Origin of the sequence: Microbacterium sp. SORGH_AS_0454 (assembly GCF_031453395.1) — a bacterium.
Taxonomy (GTDB): Bacteria; Actinomycetota; Actinomycetes; order Actinomycetales; family Microbacteriaceae; genus Microbacterium.
This window is the reverse complement of record NZ_JAVIYS010000001.1, coordinates 796,570-817,348: the sequence shown is the minus strand read 5'-3', so window position 1 is coordinate 817,348 and position 20,779 is coordinate 796,570. Positions and strand designations below refer to the sequence as shown.

Below are 20,779 nucleotides of genomic sequence, written 5' to 3'. Positions count from 1 at the left end.
CCACGGCGACGCGGTGATAGCGCGTCGTGTCCACTACGCCGAGTTCTTCGGCGACGCACCCGCCCCCGACGGCTACGGCGTCGTCGTCGGCAACTGCCAGGCCGAGTCCCTGCGGCTCGTCATCGCCTCCGAACAGCTGCCGGCCGTGCGGATCCCCGCCGTGCACGAGCTCGACGCCGCCGACGCTTCCCGTCTGCACGCTCTGCTCGCGGGGGCGTCCTTCCTCGTGTCGCAGCCCATCCGCGACGACTACCGCGGCCTCCCGCTCGGCACCGCGCAGTTGCGTGCTTCGCTTCCTTTCGGCGCCCGCGTGGTGCTCGTTCCCGCTGTTCGCTTCGCGGGTCTGCACCCGTTTCAAGCGGTACTCCGACTCCCCGGGTTCCCCGAGGACCCGCCCCTGGTGGCCTATCACGACGTCCGCACGGTCGCCGAAGCGGCCGGGCTGAGCGTGCCCGCGCACCTTCCCGCCTCGGCGGTTCGCGCTCTGGCCGACGCCTCCGTTGCGGAACTGCGTCGCCGCGAGGCCCTCGGCCTCGACGTCGCGGCATCCGACCTCTTCTCTCCCGTCGTCGAGGACCTCGCGCGCACGGTCAATCACCCCGGCAACGCCCTCTTCCTGCCCCTGGGGGAGCGCATCGTCGAGGCACTGGGCTCGCCCGGACGCGTCGTCGACCCGGGGCGGCCGATCCTCGCCTCGGTGCGCGCGCCCCTCGAGTCGTGGGTCGTCGACGCGTGGAACCTCGACGCCGCACCTCGCCCCGAATGGATCGTGGCCGGCGAGACCGTCTCGGCCGACGCCGTGCGCCGCGCCCACCTCGCCTATTACGCGAAACGTCCCGCCCTCCTCGCAGCCGTCGTCGACCGTATGGCCCCGCTGCTGCGCACCTGGAGCGCCGCCGCATGAGTTCGAAGACCTCGATCCCGGATGCCACCCTCCCGGTGCTCCTCGTCCATCCCGGCCCGCACGGCGTCGCGGTCTACGCCCGGCAGATCGCGGCCGAAGTCGTGGCGGCGGAGCCGCACGCGCGGATCACGACCGTCGATGCTCTCGCCGCCCTCCCCGAGGGGACGCCGGTGCACGCTCACGTCACCGACCGCCTGTGGGGAGCATCGCCCGAGGAGGCGACGCGCGCGCTCACGGGCCTCGCCGCCCGGCATCCGCTCACCGTGACGCTGCACGACGTGCCGCAGGAATCCGACGGCGAACGCAACCGCCCGCGGCGCCGAGCCTTCTATCGCGCCGTGACCGAGGCGTCGCGCGGGGTCGTCGTCAACAGCGCCCATGAGCGCGAACTGCTGCGTGAAGAGGGCGTCTTCGACGGCCCGGTCGCCGTCGTGCCTCTCCCGGTCGATTCCGTGGCCGTGCCGCTCGCAACGCCGGAGGTCGACGACTCCGTCGGCGTCCTCGGATACTTCTACCCCGGCAAGGGTCATGACGAGGCGCTCGAAGCCGCTGCCACCGCGGGGCTGACGCGACTGACCGTGCTCGGACGCGCCTCCGACGGCCACGCGGGCGATCTCGACGCCTTCGCGCGACGCGCCGGCGCGCGGGGAGTTTCGGTGGAAGTGACCGGGTGGCTCGACGACGCCGAGATGGCCGACCGGGTGCGTCGCATCGCCGTCCCGGTGATCGCGCACCGGCATGTCTCGGCGTCGGGATCTCTGGCCTCGTGGATCGGCTGGGGACGCCGTCCTCTCGCCGTCCGCAACCGCTACAACGACGAGATGGCCGCGCTCCGGCCCGGCACCGTGACCCTCGTCGACCCGGACGCCCTCGCGGCGGCGATCTCCGCCGCCCGTGACGACGAACCCTCCACGTGGCACGGCCAGCACCCTGTGCCTTTCGGACGCGCTGACGCCGCCCGCGCGTACCTCCGCTGGTGGAGCGAGGTCACGTCATGACGGGGGACACCCCCTGGAACGACCGGATGCCATGGGTGCCGGGCAACCGCTGGGACCTGGTCGCACACCTCGAGCCCCAACCGCCGCGCGTGAGCGTCATCGTCACCCATTACGCTCAGCCGGCGGAACTCGCCCGCACCCTCGAGGCTCTCCGCCGACAGGATCACCCGCGCAACCGTCTCGAGATCATCGTCGCCGACGACGGCTCTCCCGAGGCGCCGTCGGTCCCCGAGGGCATCCTGCTGGTGCGTCAGGAGGACCGCGGTTTCCGCGCGGCCGCAGCTCGAAACCTGGGAGCGGCGGCCGCGTCGGGCGACGTTCTCTGCTTCCTGGATGCCGACACCAGCCCGGAACCCGAGTACGTGCGACGGATCTCGCGTCTTCCCGCACTCCTGTCCGAGGCGGTGACGGTGGGGCGCCGTCGACACGCGGACTTCGCGGGCGTCCCGGCCCAGATCCCGGTCGAGGAATGCGGTCCCGCACGGGAACTCGCCGAACCGGCCTGGCTCCGAGACGCGTACCAGCGCAGCCAGAACCTCCTGCTCGCCGACGACCGGTCCTATCGGTATGTCATCAGCGCCGTCGTCGCCTGCTCCCGATCATTCTTCGACGAGGTGGGCGGTTTCGACGAGACCTTCTCGTCGTACGGAGGAGAGGATTGGGAATGGGCGCACCGGTGCTGGCAAGCCGGCGCGGTTCTCGCGCATGTTCCGGATGCCGTCGCCTGGCACGACGGCCCGGACTGGGCGGGCCGGGGGTACTCCGAGCGTGAGGCCGAGGGCAATCGACAGTCGATTCAGCTGGTGACGAAGATCCCCGTCGATGGGTCAGCGGCACGAGGTCTCCTTCCCGCGACGCCCGACGTCGAGGTACGCGTGCCGGTGACGACGACCGCGGCCGCGTTCGTGTGCGCCGACTCGCTCCTTGCGGCGCTGCCTCGAGCCGCTGTCGTGATGGCGCCCGTTCCGGAGGCGGCCGCGCTGCGCGCTGACCCCCGCGTTCGCTCCACCGTCACCGAGGACCCGCGCGTGAGGGTGGAGCTGGAGCACCCGGTGGTCGTGTTGCGTCCCGATGCGCTGAGCGATGCCCTCGCCGTCCTCGGCGAAGGTGACGTGGGACGAGTGCATCTGCGGTCTGCGGAGGGGGTGCCGCTCGGGTCGGCGACGAGCCGCCGGGCCCGCGCCAGGAGCAGACGGTGGAGCACGAGGTCGGGGCACGCAGAGACCACTCGCGTCATCGAGGGCATGCACGTCCTGCGGGCGGAACCGTCGGTCGAAGCGTGGCTCGGCGGGTGGGGCGGAGCGCCTCGGTTCCTCTGAGCCCACCGACTTCCGCGGAATTTCGCGGAATGAGCTTCGCGACACGCCCGGGAAGCGTATGAGTTCGACCGAACCCGGGGTCGCACGTAAGCTCTTACATGTTCGCCCCACAGGGGAGAGCGGAGCGGCCGAAAGGCCCCGCGTCCTCTCAAGCGGCGAACCACCCCCAACACCAACACTTGAGAGTTTCGACTCTTTGGTCTACAGTTGGGATCCTGCCACTCGGCACACAAACTCAGTCTGACTGCTTCTTAGCGAAGCTCAATTGCGCTGGTTTGGTTGTCGAGTCCGCAGGTCAAATGAAGTGAACCGCCTCACGGGTAGGTCGAGAGATCGTTTCTGTGGGTGCGTCCGTTCCTTGAGAACTCAACAGCGTGCACTTGTCAAATGCCAATTTATTCCTCGTCGGTCTGACTTTTGTTGGATTGCGAGAAATTCTTTTGGATCAAAGACCAGCCCTTCCGGGGGTTGGCATATGAATTCGTCAGTTTTGATGTTTTCTCTTTGGTCAGTTTCAAACTCGCTATGACTGTCGTTTTCCCGGTGGTTGTATGCATTTCTTTTTTACGGAGAGTTTGATCCTGGCTCAGGATGAACGCTGGCGGCGTGCTTAACACATGCAAGTCGAACGGTGAAGCCAAGCTTGCTTGGTGGATCAGTGGCGAACGGGTGAGTAACACGTGAGCAACCTGCCCTGGACTCTGGGATAAGCGCTGGAAACGGCGTCTAATACTGGATATGAGACGTGATCGCATGGTCGTGTTTGGAAAGATTTTTCGGTCTGGGATGGGCTCGCGGCCTATCAGCTTGTTGGTGAGGTAATGGCTCACCAAGGCGTCGACGGGTAGCCGGCCTGAGAGGGTGACCGGCCACACTGGGACTGAGACACGGCCCAGACTCCTACGGGAGGCAGCAGTGGGGAATATTGCACAATGGGCGGAAGCCTGATGCAGCAACGCCGCGTGAGGGATGACGGCCTTCGGGTTGTAAACCTCTTTTAGCAGGGAAGAAGCGAAAGTGACGGTACCTGCAGAAAAAGCGCCGGCTAACTACGTGCCAGCAGCCGCGGTAATACGTAGGGCGCAAGCGTTATCCGGAATTATTGGGCGTAAAGAGCTCGTAGGCGGTTTGTCGCGTCTGCTGTGAAATCCCGAGGCTCAACCTCGGGCCTGCAGTGGGTACGGGCAGACTAGAGTGCGGTAGGGGAGATTGGAATTCCTGGTGTAGCGGTGGAATGCGCAGATATCAGGAGGAACACCGATGGCGAAGGCAGATCTCTGGGCCGTAACTGACGCTGAGGAGCGAAAGGGTGGGGAGCAAACAGGCTTAGATACCCTGGTAGTCCACCCCGTAAACGTTGGGAACTAGTTGTGGGGACCATTCCACGGTTTCCGTGACGCAGCTAACGCATTAAGTTCCCCGCCTGGGGAGTACGGCCGCAAGGCTAAAACTCAAAGGAATTGACGGGGACCCGCACAAGCGGCGGAGCATGCGGATTAATTCGATGCAACGCGAAGAACCTTACCAAGGCTTGACATATACGAGAACGGGCCAGAAATGGTCAACTCTTTGGACACTCGTAAACAGGTGGTGCATGGTTGTCGTCAGCTCGTGTCGTGAGATGTTGGGTTAAGTCCCGCAACGAGCGCAACCCTCGTTCTATGTTGCCAGCACGTAATGGTGGGAACTCATGGGATACTGCCGGGGTCAACTCGGAGGAAGGTGGGGATGACGTCAAATCATCATGCCCCTTATGTCTTGGGCTTCACGCATGCTACAATGGCCGGTACAAAGGGCTGCAATACCGTGAGGTGGAGCGAATCCCAAAAAGCCGGTCCCAGTTCGGATTGAGGTCTGCAACTCGACCTCATGAAGTCGGAGTCGCTAGTAATCGCAGATCAGCAACGCTGCGGTGAATACGTTCCCGGGTCTTGTACACACCGCCCGTCAAGTCATGAAAGTCGGTAACACCTGAAGCCGGTGGCCTAACCCTTGTGGAGGGAGCCGTCGAAGGTGGGATCGGTAATTAGGACTAAGTCGTAACAAGGTAGCCGTACCGGAAGGTGCGGCTGGATCACCTCCTTTCTAAGGAGCATCTGGCACTCGGGTTTCGGTTCGAGTGTCCAGGCGCCAGTTCAACACCGAATGTGTGTTGCTGGTAGCTCATGGGTGGAACATTTGATGGGGTGCTCATGCCGATGGTTCGGGTCTAGTACGCAGCTTGCTGTGGGAACGGTTCGGGTTGGTGGGGTGGGTACATGCACGCTGTTGGGTCCTGAGGGGCCGGGCGCTGGTTGCGCTAGTCGGAAGGCTGGTGTGGTTGGTGGCTGTTCCTCGTGGGCCTTCCCTGCTGTCACGGTTGTGGCGTGTGGGGTGGGTACCGCCCGTACTTTGAGAACTACACAGTGGACGCGAGCATCTTCGACATGACTTTTTGGTTGTGTCGTGAAGATGATCTTAAAGATCATTAGTCAATTTTTTGACGATTCAACTCATGTGATTTCAAGTCTTTAAGAGCAAACGGTGGATGCCTTGGCATCTGGAGCCGAAGAAGGACGTAGCAATCTGCGATAAGCCTCGGGGAACTGATAAGCGAGTTTTGATCCGAGGATGTCCGAATGGGGAAACCCCGCCAGGGCGCGTGCGTACCTGGTGACTCCCGCCTGAATATATAGGGCGGGTAGAGGGAACGTGGGGAAGTGAAACATCTCAGTACCCACAGGAAGAGAAAGCAAAAGCGATTCCGTAAGTAGTGGCGAGCGAAACCGGAAGAGGCTAAACCTAGCGTGTGTGATAGCCGGCAGGCGTTGCATGTTGGGGGTTGCGGGACTTTTCTGATTGTTCTGCCGAATGATCGACGTGACAAGAGGGTATAGACGAACGGTTTTGAATGGCCGGTCATAGAGGGTGCGAACCCCGTAGTCGAAATGCCTGTTCTTGGCGTGAGAAGTATCCCAAGTAGCACGGGGCCCGAGAAATCCCGTGTGAATCTGTCAGGACCACCTGATAAGCCTAAATACTCCCAGATGACCGATAGCGGACAAGTACCGTGAGGGAAAGGTGAAAAGTACCCCGGGAGGGGAGTGAAATAGTACCTGAAACCGTTTGCTTACAAACCGTTGGAGCCTCCTTAGTAGGGGTGACAGCGTGCCTTTTGAAGAATGAGCCTGCGAGTTAGCGATACGTGGCGAGGTTAACCCGAGTGGGGTAGCCGTAGCGAAAGCGAGTCTGAATAGGGCGATTCAGTCGCGTGTCCTAGACCCGAAGCGAAGTGATCTATCCATGGCCAGGTTGAAGCGACGGTAAGACGTCGTGGAGGACCGAACCCACTTAGGTTGAAAACTGAGGGGATGAGCTGTGGATAGGGGTGAAAGGCCAATCAAACTTCGTGATAGCTGGTTCTCTCCGAAATGCATTTAGGTGCAGCGTTGCGTGTTTCTTGCCGGAGGTAGAGCTACTGGATGGCCGATGGGCCCTACAAGGTTACTGACGTCAGCCAAACTCCGAATGCCGGTAAGTGAGAGCGCAGCAGTGAGACTGTGGGGGATAAGCTTCATAGTCGAGAGGGAAACAACCCAGACCACCAACTAAGGTCCCTAAGCGCGTGCTAAGTGGGAAAGGATGTGGAGTTGCTTTGACAACCAGGAGGTTGGCTTAGAAGCAGCCACCCTTGAAAGAGTGCGTAATAGCTCACTGGTCAAGTGATTCCGCGCCGACAATGTAACGGGGCTCAAGCACGCCACCGAAGTTGTGGCATTGACATTTTTGGTAGGCCTTCGTGGTCCAGCCGTGTTGATGGGTAGGAGAGCGTCGTGTGGCGAGTGAAGCGGCGGGGTGACCCAGCCGTGGACGCTACACGAGTGAGAATGCAGGCATGAGTAGCGAAAGACGTGTGAGAAACACGTCCTCCGAAAGACCAAGGGTTCCAGGGTCAAGCTAATCTTCCCTGGGTAAGTCGGGACCTAAGGCGAGGCCGACAGGCGTAGTCGATGGACAACGGGTTGATATTCCCGTACCGGCGAAGAACCGCCCCAGTCAATCCAGTGGTGCTAAGAGTCCTAGCTCACGCTTTAGCGGATCCCTTCGGGGTGAGGCGGGTGTGTGTGAACGCTCGACCCCATGCTGGTGCGGCTAGCGTATTAACAGGTGTGACGCAGGAAGGTAGCCCAAGCCAGGCGATGGTAGTCCTGGTGCAAGTGCGTAGGCCGACTCTTAGGCAAATCCGGGAGTCATGAGGCTGAGACACGATGCGGATAAAAAGTGGGTGATCCTATGCTGCCAAGAAAAGCATCGACGCGAGGTTCTAGCCGCCCGTACCCCAAACCGACTCAGGTGGTCAGGTAGAGAATACCAAGGAGATCGAGAGAATCGTGGTTAAGGAACTCGGCAAAATGCCCCCGTAACTTCGGGAGAAGGGGGGCCATCCACTTATTAGGACTTGCTCCGAAAGGGTGTGGTGGCCGCAGAGACTAGTGGGTAGCGACTGTTTACTAAAAACACAGGTCCGTGCCAAGTCGCAAGACGATGTATACGGACTGACGCCTGCCCGGTGCTGGAAGGTTAAGAGGACCGGTTAGCCGTAAGGCGAAGCTGAGAATTTAAGCCCCAGTAAACGGCGGTGGTAACTATAACCATCCTAAGGTAGCGAAATTCCTTGTCGGGTAAGTTCCGACCTGCACGAATGGCGTAACGACTTCCCAACTGTCTCAACCGCGAACTCGGCGAAATTGCATTACGAGTAAAGATGCTCGTTACGCGCAGCAGGACGGAAAGACCCCGTGACCTTTACTACAGCTTGGTATTGGTGTTCGGTGTGGCTTGTGTAGGATAGGTGGGAGACGGTGAAGCATTCACGCCAGTGAGTGTGGAGTCATTGTTGAAATACCACTCTGGTCACTCTGGATATCTAACTTAGGACCGTGATCCGGTTCAGGGACAGTGCCTGGTGGGTAGTTTAACTGGGGCGGTTGCCTCCCAAAATGTAACGGAGGCGCCCAAAGGTTCCCTCAACCTGGTTGGCAATCAGGTGGCGAGTGTAAGTGCACAAGGGAGCTTGACTGTGAGACTGACAGGTCGAGCAGGGACGAAAGTCGGGACTAGTGATCCGGCAGTGGCTTGTGGAAGCGCTGTCGCTCAACGGATAAAAGGTACCTCGGGGATAACAGGCTGATCTTGCCCAAGAGTCCATATCGACGGCATGGTTTGGCACCTCGATGTCGGCTCGTCGCATCCTGGGGCTGGAGTAGGTCCCAAGGGTTGGGCTGTTCGCCCATTAAAGCGGTACGCGAGCTGGGTTTAGAACGTCGTGAGACAGTTCGGTCCCTATCCGCTGCGCGCGTAGGAAGTTTGAGAGGATCTGACCCTAGTACGAGAGGACCGGGTTGGACGAACCTCTGGTGTGTCAGTTGTTCCGCCAGGAGCACCGCTGATTAGCTACGTTCGGGATGGATAACCGCTGAAAGCATCTAAGCGGGAAGCCGGCCTCAAGATGAGACTTCCATACCTTTATGGTGAGAGGCTCCCAGCCAGACTACTGGGTTGATAGGCCGGATGTGGAAGCGTAGTAATACGTGAAGCTGACCGGTACTAATAAGCCGATGACTTGATAACACACCTGTTTTTGGTGCTTGCGTCCACTGAGTGGTTCTCGATGTACGGTCGGGAACTCAACAATGATCATGTCGTTGTTGGTTTGTGAAACATCAATAGTGTTTCGGCGGCCATAGCGAGAGGGAAACGCCCGGTTACATTCCGAACCCGGAAGCTAAGCCTCTCAGCGCCGATGGTACTGCAGGGGGGACCCTGTGGGAGAGTAGGACACCGCCGGACTTCTTTTCAGTCGAAATGGCCACCCAACGTTGGGTGGCCATTTCGCATTTACGGGCACTTTTTCCCGGGAAGGACAGTCATGTCTACGGACGACGCGAACGATCGCAGGAGCAACGAAGGGCGCTCGGGCGACCGCGCGTCCGGGCGTGGACAGTCCTCCCGTGGCAACGATTCTTCGTCGCGGAGCGACCGCCCGTTCCGTCGCGACGGCGAAGGTTCGGGTCGTGCGCGTCGTGAGGGTGACTTGCGTCCGTTCCGCCGTGAACACGATGGTGGCGCGCGCCCTTCCGGTCGCGACGGTGGCGGCACGGGTCGCCCCGCGCGTGACGGTGATCGTCCGGTTCGTCGCGATGGAGATCGGCCCGTTCGTCGGGATGGGGATCGTCCGTTCCGTGGTGACGGGGATCGTCCGGTTCGTCGGGATGGGGATCGTCCGTTCCGTCGCGACGGCGACCGGCCTGTTCGTCGGGACGGTGACCGGCCTGTTCGTCGGGACGGTGACCGGCCTGTTCGTCGGGACGGTGACCGACCTGTTCGTCGGGACGGTGATCGTCCGTTCCGTCGCGACGGCGAGCGGCCCGTGCGTCGGGATGGGGATCGTCCCTTCCGTGGTGACGGGGATCGTCCGGTTCGTCGCGACGGGGATCGTCCGGTTCGTCGCGACGGGGATCGTCCGTTCCGTCGCGATGGCGACCGTCCGGTTCGTCGTGACGGTGACCGGCCCGTGCGTCGGGACGGGGATCGTCCGTTCCGACGTGATGGCGAGCGGCCCGTTCGTCGTGACGGCGACCGCCCGGTGCGTCGCGACGGGGATCGTCCCGTCCGTCGTGACGGGGATTCCCGCGGCTTCTCCGGCACGGACCGTCGTCCGACGGGCGACCGTCGTCCGGGTGCCGGGGCGCCCCGCAGGTTCGATCGCGAGGACTCGCGGGCCACGCGGCCGCCTCAGGACCGTCGCGAGCGCGGCCCCGAGATCCCCGAGGAGATCACCGCCTACGATCTGCCGGGCGCGGCGCGCAACGAGTTGAAGACCCTCAGCAAGGACAACGCCGACAACGTCGCCCGCCACCTCGCGATGGCGGCTCGCGTGATCGACGAAGACCCGGAGCTCGCCCACCAGCACGCGCTGGCGGCATCCCGAAGCGCGGGACGCGTTGGCGTGGTCCGGGAGACGGTCGCCATCACCGCTTATGCGGTGGGGGACTTCGCCCTGGCGCTTCGCGAGCTGCGCACGCACCGCCGCATCACGGGCTCCGACGACCAGCTCCCGCTCATCGTCGATAGCGAGCGCGGTGTCGGTCGCCCGGATCGTGCGCTCGAGGAGGGCCGCGCGGTCGACCGGTCGACGCTGTCGGTCCCGGTGCGCGTGCAGCTGGCGATCGCCATGTCCGGCGCGCGACTCGACCTCGGCCAGGCCGATCGCGCTCTGCAAGAGCTCGAGATCCCCGAGGCCGACCCTGACCGCGCGTTCGAATGGAGCCCCGCGCTCTTCTCCGCTCGCGCTGCGGTGCTCGAAGAGCTCGGACGCGCGGACGAAGCCGAAGAGTGGGAACGTCGGGCGTCGATCGCGGCCGACGCGCTCGACGCGGCTGCCGGTGTCGCCGACCGCGAGGTGATCGTCGTCGAGGAGATCGAGCTCATCGATGACGAAGGCGGTGTGGATGTGGCATCCGGAGTCATCCCCCTCGAGGAGGACCGCCAGGACTCGGTCGAGTCCGGAGGCGACGAGCACGTCGTCGACGTCGACGGAGAAAACACCTCCGTCGACGCGAATGCCGACGGAGGCGACGACGTGTCGAGTGACGAGGAAGACGCGCGATGATCTTCGGGCGCAGCACCCCTCCGCCGACGCCCCTCGACGGCATCGACGTCGTGCTGGCCGACCTGGACGGTGTCGTGTATGCCGGGCCTGGTGCTCTCCCGCACGCGGTCGACAGCCTGAACCGCGCCCAGCAGGAGGGGCGCCGGCTCGGGTACATCACCAACAATGCTTCGCGTACCGATGCGTCGGTGGCGGAGCACCTCACCTCGCTCGGGTTGCGTGTCGCTCCGGATGACGTCACGACCAGCCCCCAGGCGGCGATGCGTCTCATGCGCGATCTGGTTCCCGCGGGTTCGACCCTGCTGGTCGTCGGCGGAGAGGGCCTCGTCGTCGAGGTCGAGAAGGCGGGATTCGTCGTGACGCGCAGTGCGGACGACGATCCGGCCGCCGTCGTCCAGGGGTTCGCGCCGGACGTCGGGTGGGTCCATCTGGCGGAGGCGGCCTACGCTCTGGCCACACCGGTCGAACAGGGGGGCATCCCCTGGGTGGCGACCAACTCCGACTGGACCATTCCGCAGGCGCGTGGCATCGCGCCGGGCAACGGCACGCTCGTGTCCGCCGTGCACACGGCCGTCGGCCGACTGGCGACGATCGCCGGCAAGCCCGAGCGACCCATCTTCGACGTCGCCGTCGCCCGTACGGGCGCGCAGACGCCGCTGTTCATCGGTGACCGTCTCGACACCGACATCCAGGGTGCGCGCACCGCGGAGATGCGGTCCCTGCTGGTGCTGACGGGGATCGACCGTCCCAAGCAGATCCTCGCGGCACCGCCCTCGCAGCGCCCGGACTACATCGTCGAAGACCTCCGGCAGTTGTTCGAGCCGTACCCCGTCACGGTCGTCAAGGGCGAACGTACCCGCGTGGGCGATGCGATCGTCGAGATCGACGGCGTCGATCTGCGGATCGTGAACGACGGAGGTCGCCAGATCGACCTCCTGCGCGCGGGGGCCGCAGCCATCTGGAACAGCGGACGGGCGATCTTCGGCTTCCGGGTTCCTGAACAGCTCTACGCGGACCCGTTCCGCGTGCGCTGACGTCGGTAGCATGGCATCCATGTCCGACAGCTCCGCCCCGGATGCCGCCGGGCTCGTCGATCGGCTGCGCCTCATTGAGGAGCAGCCCCTCGACACCCGCGCGGCCGCCTACGCCGCCGTGCACGAGGAACTGGCTCGACGCCTCGAGTCCGCACCCGCCGATCCGTCCTCGCCGTCGTGACCTCGCGCCTCGATGCCGAACTCGCCGCGCGGGGACTCGCGCGCTCGCGCTCGCACGCGGCGCAGCTGATCTCGGACGGCCTCGTGACCGTGAACGGACGCCCGGTGGTCAAAGCGGCGGCTCAGGTCGAGGCCGAGAGCGTCATCGAGGTCGCCGGCGCAGACCACTACGTCAGCCGCGGCGCTCACAAGCTGCTCGCGGCTCTCGATGCCTTCGGCCTGGAGGTGCGGGATCGCGTCGCCCTCGACATGGGGGCATCGACGGGCGGCTTCACGCAGGTCCTCCGCGAACGTGGGGCGCGACCGGTGATGGCCGTGGATGTCGGGCACGGACAGTTATCCACCGTCATCGAGGCGGACCCCGACGTGGTGTCGGTCGAGGGGTATAACGTGCGGTTCATGACCGCCGACTCTCTCGCCCACGCCACCGGCGTCGCCGAGCGCGCCACCGTGGTGACGGGGGATCTCTCTTTCATCTCGCTGGAGCACGTGCTGCCCGCCGTGGTCGCCACGGCAGCGCCCGACGCTGACATCGTGCTGCTTGTGAAGCCGCAATTCGAAGTGGGGCGTACGTCGGTGAAGGGCGGGCTCGTGACCGACCCGGCACTGCGGTCGGATGCCGTGCACGGCGTCCTCTGGGCGGCATGGGATGCGGGGCTGAAGACCGCGGGTCTGATCGCGTCCCCCGTCGTCGGCACGCATGGCAACCAGGAGTACGTCGCGTGGTTCTCGGCCACTCGGGGCAGCGACCCCTCAGAATGGGAGAGCACCGTGACCCGACTGACCGGAAGCCGATGACCCCCAGCGATCGCCGAATCCTCCTCGTCGTCCACGCGCGCCGTGACGACACCGTCCATGCTGCCGAGCGCATCCTGACCGCCGTGCGGTCGGCCGGTGCCACACCGGTGGTGTCCGCGGAGGACCGGCCCGAACTGGCGGAGCGGCTTTCGCTCGACGGCGTGCAGACCCTCGGCGTCGACGTGGGTATCGATGAGATCGAGCTGGCGATCGTCCTGGGCGGCGACGGCACGATTCTGCGGGCGGCCGAGGTCGTCCGCGGCGGAACGGTCCCCATCCTCGGGATCAACATGGGCCACGTCGGCTTCCTCGCCGAGATCGAACGCGACGACATGGACGACGCCGTGCGCCGGGTGATCGATCGCGACTATGTCGTGGAAGAACGTCTCGCTCTCGCCGTGCGTGTCCTCGACGCCGACGACGAGGTCATCTTCGAGACCTGGGCTCTGAACGAGGCCACGGTCGAGAAGGCCAGCCGGGAGCGGATGCTCGAGGTCGTCATGGAGGTCGACGGACGACCGCTGTCGTCGTTCGGGTGCGACGGCATCGTCGTGGCGTCCCCGACCGGTTCGACCGCCTACAACTTCTCGGCCGGGGGGCCCGTCATCTGGCCGACGGTCGAGGCCATCGCCGTCGTCCCCCTCTCGGCGCATGCTCTGTTCGCCCGCCCGCTGGTGGTCAGCCCCGACGCCATGGTGGCCGTCGAGGTGCTCGAGCGCACCAGCGGCAGCGGCATCCTGTGGTGCGACGGCCGTCGCTCGCACGAGCTGCCCCCGGGCGCCCGCGTGATGGTGCGCCGTTCGTCGCGCCCCGTCCGCCTCGCGCGCCTTCACCCCGCGGCCTTCACCGACCGCCTCGTCCGCAAGTTCCGACTCCCGGTCACGGGGTGGCGTGGGATGCCGGGGGGTGCGGCGTGATCGAGGAGATGCGGCTGCGCGACCTCGGGGTCATCGCCGACGCGACGCTTCCGATCGGGCGGGGCTTCACCGCCATCACCGGTGAGACCGGCGCGGGAAAGACGATGGTGGTGACCGGCCTGGGACTGCTGCTCGGCCAGCGTGCGGATTCCGGCGCGGTGCGCAAGGGGGCGGCTCAGGCTGCCGTCGAAGGCGTGTGGCTCGTCCCCGAAGAAGGGGTGGTCGCCGCGCGCGTGCGCGAGGCCGGCGGCGACGTCGAGCCCGTCGGCGGCGGGTCCGCCGAGCTCTATCTCGGACGCACCGTCTCGAGCGAGGGGCGTGGCCGTGCCACCGTCGGCGGCCGTACGGCCCCCGCGGGAGTTCTCGCCGACCTGGCCGACGACCTCGTGGTCGTGCACGGGCAGTCCGACCAACTGCGTCTGAAGTCCTCGTCGGCCCAGCGCGACGCCCTCGACCGCTTCGGCGGTGAGCCCGTCGGCGCCGCCCGGACGGCGTACCGCGCCGCCTGGGACGTCTGGCGCAGGCTGGATGCCGAACTGACCACCCTGTACCTCACCGCGGACCGCGATGAGCGGGCGCGCGAGGCGGAGCGACTGCGCGCGGCCATCGCCGAGATCGAGGCCGTGGCTCCCGTCGCCGGCGAGGAGGAGGAGCTGGCTCGCCGAGCCGAGCGCCTCGCCAACGCCGAGGACCTGCGCGTCGCCGCCGTGACGGCGCACGCCGCTCTGTCGAGCGAGGACGGCTCACCCGATGTCGTGACGCTTCTGGCGGAGGCCCGCCGGGCCCTCGAGCGGATCTCGGGCAGCGATGAGGCGCTCGCGGAGATCGGCGCGCTCGTCACCGATCTCGGGTACCGCGCAACCGATGCCTCCGTCGCCCTGTCGGGCTATCTCGCCGATCTCGATGAGTCCGGCCCGCACGAGCTGGCCGTGGTGGACGAGCGGCGTGGCGTGATCGCGGGGCTCGTCCGCGCGCACGGTTCCGTGGACGCGGCGATCTCGTTGCTCGAGACGGGCTCGGCCCGCCTGGTCGAGCTCGACGACGACGGCGACCGTCTGCAGCGGCTCGAGACGCAGCGCGACGCGGCCGCCGCCGAACTCGACGCCGCAGCGGAGGCGTTGACCGCCGCGCGACGCGAGGCCGCCGAACGGCTGAGCGCTGCCGTCACCGAGGAGCTGCACGCGCTCGCTCTTCCCGACGCCCGTCTGAGCGTCGACGTGGCGCCCGCGACCCCGGCCGGTCATGGCCGCGACGAGGTCGCGATCCTGCTCGCTCCGCACCCGGGCGCCGACCCTCGGCCCGTCTCGCGGGGAGCGTCGGGTGGAGAGCTGAGCCGTGTCATGCTCGCGATCGAGGTCGTCATCGCGGGTGTCGACCCCGTTCCGACCTTCGTCTTCGACGAGGTCGACGCCGGTATCGGCGGTGCAGCGGCGATCGAGGTCGGCCGTCGTCTCGCCCGGCTCGCCGAGTCTTCGCAGGTGATCGCGGTCACGCACCTCGCCCAGGTCGCGGCCTTCGCCGGGAACCACCTGACGGTCGTCAAGGGGAATGACGGAGCGGTCACGGCATCCAGTGTCCGACGCTTGGACGGCGCGGAACGCGAAGCCGAGATGGCCCGCCTGTTGTCGGGGCTCAGCGATTCGGATGCCGCTCTGACCCACGCCCGCGAGCTGCTGGAGACCGGGCGATCCCGATGAGGCGACCGACGAGGACGAGCCGGGCAGCCGGTGGCCCTCGTCGTCGACGGACGGGTCTGATCTGACATTCGCCGCCGATCCGTTCTCTTCGGCGGCGACGTCGAGCAGATGCTTTCGCCCACTGTGCGCTCGTCTCCACCGCTGTGGTCGGCACACGCCGACGCGGCATCGTCACGCGAACGTGACGTGGATGTCGGAGGGGGGTGCGACACTCGGAGTCGAACCCCCACACGCGACTGATAGGATCGAAGCCCGTGATGCAGACTTCGGACGCGGGACAATCAGACGGCACGACTTTCACGACGAAGCACATCTTCGTCACCGGAGGTGTCGTCTCCTCCCTGGGAAAGGGCCTGACGGCGGCAAGCCTCGGCAACCTCCTCACGGCTCGCGGTCTCCGCGTGGTCATGCAGAAGCTCGACCCGTATCTGAACGTCGATCCCGGAACGATGAACCCGTTCCAGCACGGCGAGGTCTTCGTCACCGATGACGGCGCCGAGACCGATCTCGACATCGGCCACTACGAGCGCTTCCTCGACATCGAGCTGAGCCAGGCGGCCAACGTCACCACCGGCCAGATCTACTCGCAGGTCATCGCGCGCGAGCGTCGGGGCGAGTACCTGGGCGACACCGTGCAGGTCATCCCGCACATCACCGACGAGATCAAACGCCGCATGCGCCTTCAGGCGAGCGAGCAGCCGCAGCCCGATGTCATCATCACCGAGATCGGCGGCACGGTCGGCGACATCGAGTCGCAGCCCTTCATCGAGTCGGCTCGTCAGATCCGCCACGAGCTCGGACGAAAGAACGTCTTCTTCGTGCACGTCTCGCTGGTCCCCTTCATGGGAGCCTCGGGAGAGCAGAAGACCAAGCCCACCCAGCACTCCGTCGCCACCCTTCGTTCTATCGGTATCCAGCCCGACGCGCTCGTACTGCGCAGCGACCGGCCGGTCACCGAGTCGAACAAGCGCAAGATCGCGCTCATGTGCGACGTCGACGAAGATGCCGTGGTCAACGCGATCGACGTCCCGAGCATCTACGACATCCCCTCGATGCTGAACGACCAGGGCCTCGACGGGCACATCGTCGACGCCCTCGACCTCGACAAGGCGAGCGACGTCGACTGGTCGCGCTGGCAGCGCGTCCTGCAGGCGGTGCACAATCCCAAGCACGAGGTCACGATCGGTCTCGTCGGCAAGTACATCGACCTGCCCGACGCCTACCTCTCGGTCACCGAGGCCATCAAGGCCGGTGGTTTCGGCCAGGAGACCCACGTGAAGATCACGTGGATCCCCTCCGACCAGTGCGAGACGCCCGAGGGCGCCGCCAAGGCACTGGGCGCGGTCGACGGCATCATCGTTCCGGGCGGCTTCGGCATCCGCGGCATCGAGGGCAAGCTCGGAGCCCTGCGCTTCGCGCGAGAGCAGGGCATCCCGACGCTCGGCATCTGCCTGGGCCTGCAGTGCATGGTCATCGAGTACGCGCGCACGGTCGCCGGTCTCGACGGGGCGTCGTCGAGCGAGTTCGATCCCGACACCGCGCACCCGGTCGTGGCGACGATGGCCGAGCAGGTCGACATCCTGCAGAGCGGCGACCTGGGCGGCACGATGCGCCTCGGGCTCTACCCGGCAGCCCTCTCGGAGGGATCCCTCGCCGCGGAGGTCTACGGATCGAGCACCATCTCGGAGCGCCACCGCCACCGCTACGAGGTCAACAATGCCTACCGCCAGCAGCTGAGCGACGCGGGCCTGGTGTTCTCGGGCGTGAACCCCGATCTCGACCTCGTCGAGTTCGTCGAGCTGCCGCGTGACGTGCACCCGTACTACATCGCCACCCAGGCCCACCCTGAACTGCGCTCGCGGCCGACCGAGCCGCACCCGCTCTTCCGCGGTCTCGTCGCGGCGGCGTTGGATCGTCACCGCTCGAGCGAGCTGTTCGACGTCGAGGAGGACTGACGTGGAGGAGCTGCGCGACGAGAAGGTCGACCTCGAGCTGGTCTCGACGGAGCTCGTCTACGAAGGCGCCGTCTGGGACGTGCGGTCCGACACCGTGCGGTACGGCGACGGCGAGATGACCCGCCAGTACGTCGAGCACCCGGGTGCGGCCGCGGTCGTCGCGCTCGACGACGACGAGAACGTCGTGCTCATCCAGCAGTACCGCCACCCCATCAAGGAACGCGACTGGGAGATCCCGGCCGGTCTCCTCGACGTGGCCGGCGAGCCTCCTCTCGAGACGGCGAAGCGCGAGCTGGCCGAGGAGGTCGACCTCGAGGCCGACCGCTGGCAGCATCTCGTGTCGATGCACACCACGCCCGGGGGAAACGACGAAGTCGTGCACCTCTTCCTCGCCCGCGGCCTGCGCAGCGTCGAGACCGACTACGAGCGCGAGCACGAGGAGTCCGACATGCGCGTCGAACGCGTGCCTCTCGCGGACGTGATCGACGGAGTGCTCGCGGGACGCCTGCGTAACGGCATCCTGGCCACGGGCGCTTTTGCCGCCGCAGAAGTGCTGCGCCGCGAGGCGTCCACCCGCTGACGTGGAACTCGAGCGGGCGGTCGAGGCCTACCTCCGGCACGTCGCGCTCGAGCGCGGTCTTTCCGACCACACGGTGTCGGCCTACCGCCGCGACCTCGCGGTGTACGTCGAGTGGCTCCGCGCGCGCGGCCTCGGCACCGTCGAAGAGGTGACTCCCGCCCTCGTCGCGGACTTCGCGGGGGAGCGGGCCTCGACGGAACCGCCGCCCGCGTCGTCGTCGCTCGCTCGTCTGCAGTCGTCGGTGCGCGGATTGCACCGGTTCCTCGTGCGGGAAGGTCGGGTCGACGCGGACCCGAGCGGCAGACTTCGACCCCCGAAAACCCCGCGGCGGCTCCCGAAGGCGCTGACCGTCACGCAGATAGACGAGCTCCTGGATGCCGCGGGGCCCGCGCCGGGATCGGCGGACGCGTCCGCGGCGGAGCCGTCGGCGGTCCGCGACCGGGCCCTGCTCGAGCTGTTGTACGCGACCGGGGCGCGGGTCTCGGAGATCGTCCAGCTCGACGTCGACGACACCGCCCACGGAGACCTTCTGCGCGTGCGCGGAAAAGGCGACAAGGAGCGCGTGGTGCCGGTGGGGTCGTACGCGCAAGCCGCGATCGAGGCCTACCTCACCCGGGTACGCCCGGCCTGGGCGGCGAAGGCGCGTGCGACGCCTCGGCTGTTCCTGGGCGTGCGCGGTGCCCCGCTGTCGCGCCAGAGCGCCTGGCTCATCATCCAGGCCGCGGCGGAGCGCGCGGGACTGACGGCACACGTGTCGCCGCACACGCTGCGCCACTCCTTCGCCACCCACTTGTTGCAGGGCGGCGCCGACGTGCGGGTCGTGCAAGAACTGCTCGGTCATGCCTCGGTGTCGACGACGCAGATCTACACGCATGTGTCGGTCGACGCGCTCCGCGACGTGTACGCGACGTCTCACCCTCGGGCAAGGTAGGGACGGCATCCAGGGCCTTCGGCGGGTGAGGGGACCGGGGCGGTGCGGGTACGGGGCCCGACGGCGCCCTGAGACACTAGAGGGATGACCGCCACCCTCGTCGCACAGGGCCTCGCCGGGGGCCACGGACACCGCACGCTCTTCGACGGCGTCGACCTGACGGTCGCACCGGGAGACGTCGTCGGTGTAGTCGGGGCGAACGGGGCCGGTAAGTCGACTCTGCTGCGCCTGCTCGCCGGCGTCGACGAGCCGCAGGCGGGAACGGTCAGCCTCGCTCCCGCCGACGCGTTCGTCGGCTGGCTGCCGCAGGAACACGAGCGCGTGGCCGGGGAGACGGTCGCGCAGTACATCGCCCGACGGACGGGCGCCGCCGAGGCGACCCGCGAGATGGATGCCACGGCGCCAGCGCTCGGCGATCCTGCGGCTGTCGGAGCCGACGATGCCTACGCGACAGCCCTCGAACGATGGCTCGCGAGCGGCGCCGCCGACCTCGACGAGCGGATGCCGGTGGTGCTCGCCGACCTGGGGCTGGAAGTCGGTGCGGATGCCGAGATGACGGGTCTGTCCGGAGGCCAGGCCGCGCGCGTGGGTCTGGCAGCTCTGCTGCTGTCGCGTTTCGACATCGCCCTGCTCGATGAGCCGACCAACGACCTGGACCTCGACGGGCTGGAGCGTCTCGAGACGTTCGTGCGCGGGCTCCGCGGCGGCGTCGTGCTCGTGAGCCACGACCGCGAGTTCCTCGCCCGTTCGGTGACGCGCGTGCTGGAGCTCGACCTCGCGCAGAACTCCCACCGGTTCTACGGCGGCGGGTACGACGCGTACCTCGAGGAGCGCGCCACGCTGCGGCGTCAGGCGCGCGAGAAGTACGAGGAGTACGCCGACACCAAGGCCGACCTGGTCGCGCGCGCCCGCACGCAGCGGGAGTGGTCCAGTCAGGGCGTCCGCAACGCGATGAAGAAGTCGCCCGACAACGACAAGATCCGCCGCAAGGCCGCCACGGAATCGAGCGAGAAGCAGGCGCAGAAGGTGCGCCAGATGGAGAGCCGGATCGCCCGTCTCGACGAGGTCGAGGAACCGCGCAAGGAGTGGCAGCTCGAGTTCACGATCGGTTCGGCACCGCGGTCCAGCTCGGTCGTCTCGACCCTGTCGGGCGCGGTCTTCCGCCAGGGCGACTTCGCCCTCGGCCCCGTCTCGCTGCAGGTGAATGCGGGGGAGCGCATCGGTATCACGGGGCCGAACGGTGCCGGAAAGTCGACGCTGCTGCGTGGCATCCTGGGCCGTCAGACGCCGGACGAAGGGTCGGCGAGCCTGGGCGCGAGCGTCGAGATCGGCGAGATCGACCAGGCCCGGTCGCTGTTCGTGGGAGAGCGAGCGCTCGCGGAGACGTTCGAGGGGTTCGTGCCCGAGATGAACGCCGGCGAGGTGCGAACGCTGTTGGCCAAGTTCGGTCTCAAGGCCGATCACGTCACGCGTCCGGTCGACGGGCTGTCGCCGGGAGAGCGCACGCGCGCGGGGCTCGCTCTGCTGCAGGCGCGCGGGGTGAACGTGCTCGTGCTCGACGAGCCGACGAACCACCTCGACCTGCCGGCGATCGAGCAGCTCGAGCAGGCGTTGGAGTCGTACACGGGGACGCTGCTGCTGGTCACGCACGACCGACGCATGCTTTCGGCGGTGCAGACCGACCGTCGCTGGCGCGTCGAGGCCGGGCAGGTCACGGAGCTGTAGAGCGGTCAGGGCCACCCGGCCCCGGTGCGCTGTTCGGCCTCGTCGAGCGTGCGCCGGCCGCCGGCCCCGGTGCGCTTGGCCGGCGGGGCC

13 protein-coding genes and 3 rRNA genes are annotated in these 20,779 nt (G+C 66.3%); all 16 read left to right on the top strand.

Annotation, left to right across the window (positions count from 1 at the left end):
• Nucleotides 1–13: 13 nt before the first annotated feature.
• Complete coding sequence (locus QE454_RS03830; protein ID WP_309668530.1) at nt 14–904, top strand: WcbI family polysaccharide biosynthesis putative acetyltransferase; 891 nt, start codon at nt 14–16, stop codon at nt 902–904.
• Complete coding sequence (locus tag QE454_RS03825) at nt 901–1,902, top strand: glycosyltransferase (RefSeq protein ID WP_307457975.1); 1,002 nt, start codon at nt 901–903, stop codon at nt 1,900–1,902. Before QE454_RS03830 ends, QE454_RS03825 begins: the two co-directional genes overlap by 4 nt.
• Nucleotides 1,899–3,221, top strand: a complete 1,323-nt coding sequence (locus tag QE454_RS03820; RefSeq protein ID WP_309668529.1) for a glycosyltransferase — start codon at nt 1,899–1,901, stop codon at nt 3,219–3,221. Before QE454_RS03825 ends, QE454_RS03820 begins: the two co-directional genes overlap by 4 nt.
• 563 nt (nt 3,222–3,784) lie before the next feature.
• Nucleotides 3,785–5,306: ribosomal RNA gene (locus tag QE454_RS03815) — 16S ribosomal RNA — on the top strand.
• Nucleotides 5,307–5,721: 415 nt separating this feature from the next.
• Nucleotides 5,722–8,831, top strand: a 23S ribosomal RNA gene (locus QE454_RS03810).
• A 102-nt stretch (nt 8,832–8,933) separates the two neighbouring features.
• Nucleotides 8,934–9,050, top strand: a 5S ribosomal RNA gene (rrf, locus tag QE454_RS03805).
• Together the 16S, 23S and 5S rRNA genes form the textbook arrangement of a ribosomal RNA operon.
• Nucleotides 9,051–9,846: 796 nt before the next feature.
• Nucleotides 9,847–10,872: a hypothetical protein gene (locus QE454_RS03800; RefSeq protein ID WP_307457985.1), complete on the top strand. Its 1,026-nt coding sequence runs from the start codon at nt 9,847–9,849 to the stop codon at nt 10,870–10,872.
• The gene (locus tag QE454_RS03795; RefSeq protein ID WP_307457987.1) at nt 10,869–11,906 is read left to right on the top strand and encodes an HAD-IIA family hydrolase; all 1,038 of its coding nucleotides are present in this window, start codon (nt 10,869–10,871) and stop codon (nt 11,904–11,906) included. The genes QE454_RS03800 and QE454_RS03795 overlap by 4 nt, the downstream gene beginning before the upstream one ends.
• Nucleotides 11,907–11,925: 19 nt before the next feature.
• Complete coding sequence (locus QE454_RS03790; protein ID WP_307457991.1) at nt 11,926–12,087, top strand: hypothetical protein; 162 nt, start codon at nt 11,926–11,928, stop codon at nt 12,085–12,087.
• Nucleotides 12,084–12,884, top strand: a complete 801-nt coding sequence (locus QE454_RS03785; RefSeq protein WP_307457993.1) for a TlyA family RNA methyltransferase — start codon at nt 12,084–12,086, stop codon at nt 12,882–12,884. The genes QE454_RS03790 and QE454_RS03785 overlap by 4 nt, the downstream gene beginning before the upstream one ends.
• Nucleotides 12,881–13,801: an NAD kinase gene (locus tag QE454_RS03780; RefSeq protein WP_210072790.1), complete on the top strand. Its 921-nt coding sequence runs from the start codon at nt 12,881–12,883 to the stop codon at nt 13,799–13,801. Before QE454_RS03785 ends, QE454_RS03780 begins: the two co-directional genes overlap by 4 nt.
• Complete coding sequence (recN, locus tag QE454_RS03775) at nt 13,798–15,498, top strand: DNA repair protein RecN (RefSeq protein ID WP_309668528.1); 1,701 nt, start codon at nt 13,798–13,800, stop codon at nt 15,496–15,498. The genes QE454_RS03780 and recN overlap by 4 nt, the downstream gene beginning before the upstream one ends.
• Nucleotides 15,499–15,755: 257 nt before the next feature.
• Entirely contained in the window at nt 15,756–17,453 is a 1,698-nt protein-coding gene (locus QE454_RS03770) for a CTP synthase (RefSeq protein WP_210074117.1), read from the top strand.
• Between the two features lies 1 nt (nt 17,454).
• The gene (locus QE454_RS03765) at nt 17,455–18,033 is read left to right on the top strand and encodes an NUDIX hydrolase (RefSeq protein WP_210072794.1); all 579 of its coding nucleotides are present in this window, start codon (nt 17,455–17,457) and stop codon (nt 18,031–18,033) included.
• A 1-nt stretch (nt 18,034) separates the two neighbouring features.
• Entirely contained in the window at nt 18,035–18,964 is a 930-nt protein-coding gene (gene xerD, locus QE454_RS03760; protein WP_307458000.1) for a site-specific tyrosine recombinase XerD, read from the top strand.
• 84 nt (nt 18,965–19,048) lie between these two features.
• On the top strand, nt 19,049–20,689 hold the full coding sequence (locus tag QE454_RS03755; RefSeq protein ID WP_309668527.1) for an ABC-F family ATP-binding cassette domain-containing protein: 1,641 nt from the start codon (nt 19,049–19,051) through the stop codon (nt 20,687–20,689).
• Nucleotides 20,690–20,779: the final 90 nt, after the last annotated feature.

Coding starts and splice junctions, on each gene's coding strand:
- QE454_RS03825 (WP_307457975.1), top strand. CDS start 901: ATGAGTTCGAAGACCTCGATCCCGGATGCCACCCTCCCGGTGCTCCTC.
- QE454_RS03820 (WP_309668529.1), top strand. CDS start 1,899: ATGACGGGGGACACCCCCTGGAACGACCGGATGCCATGGGTGCCGGGC.
- QE454_RS03795 (WP_307457987.1), top strand. CDS start 10,869: ATGATCTTCGGGCGCAGCACCCCTCCGCCGACGCCCCTCGACGGCATC.
- QE454_RS03790 (WP_307457991.1), top strand. CDS start 11,926: ATGTCCGACAGCTCCGCCCCGGATGCCGCCGGGCTCGTCGATCGGCTG.
- QE454_RS03780 (WP_210072790.1), top strand. CDS start 12,881: ATGACCCCCAGCGATCGCCGAATCCTCCTCGTCGTCCACGCGCGCCGT.
- QE454_RS03770 (WP_210074117.1), top strand. CDS start 15,756: ATGCAGACTTCGGACGCGGGACAATCAGACGGCACGACTTTCACGACG.
- QE454_RS03755 (WP_309668527.1), top strand. CDS start 19,049: ATGACCGCCACCCTCGTCGCACAGGGCCTCGCCGGGGGCCACGGACAC.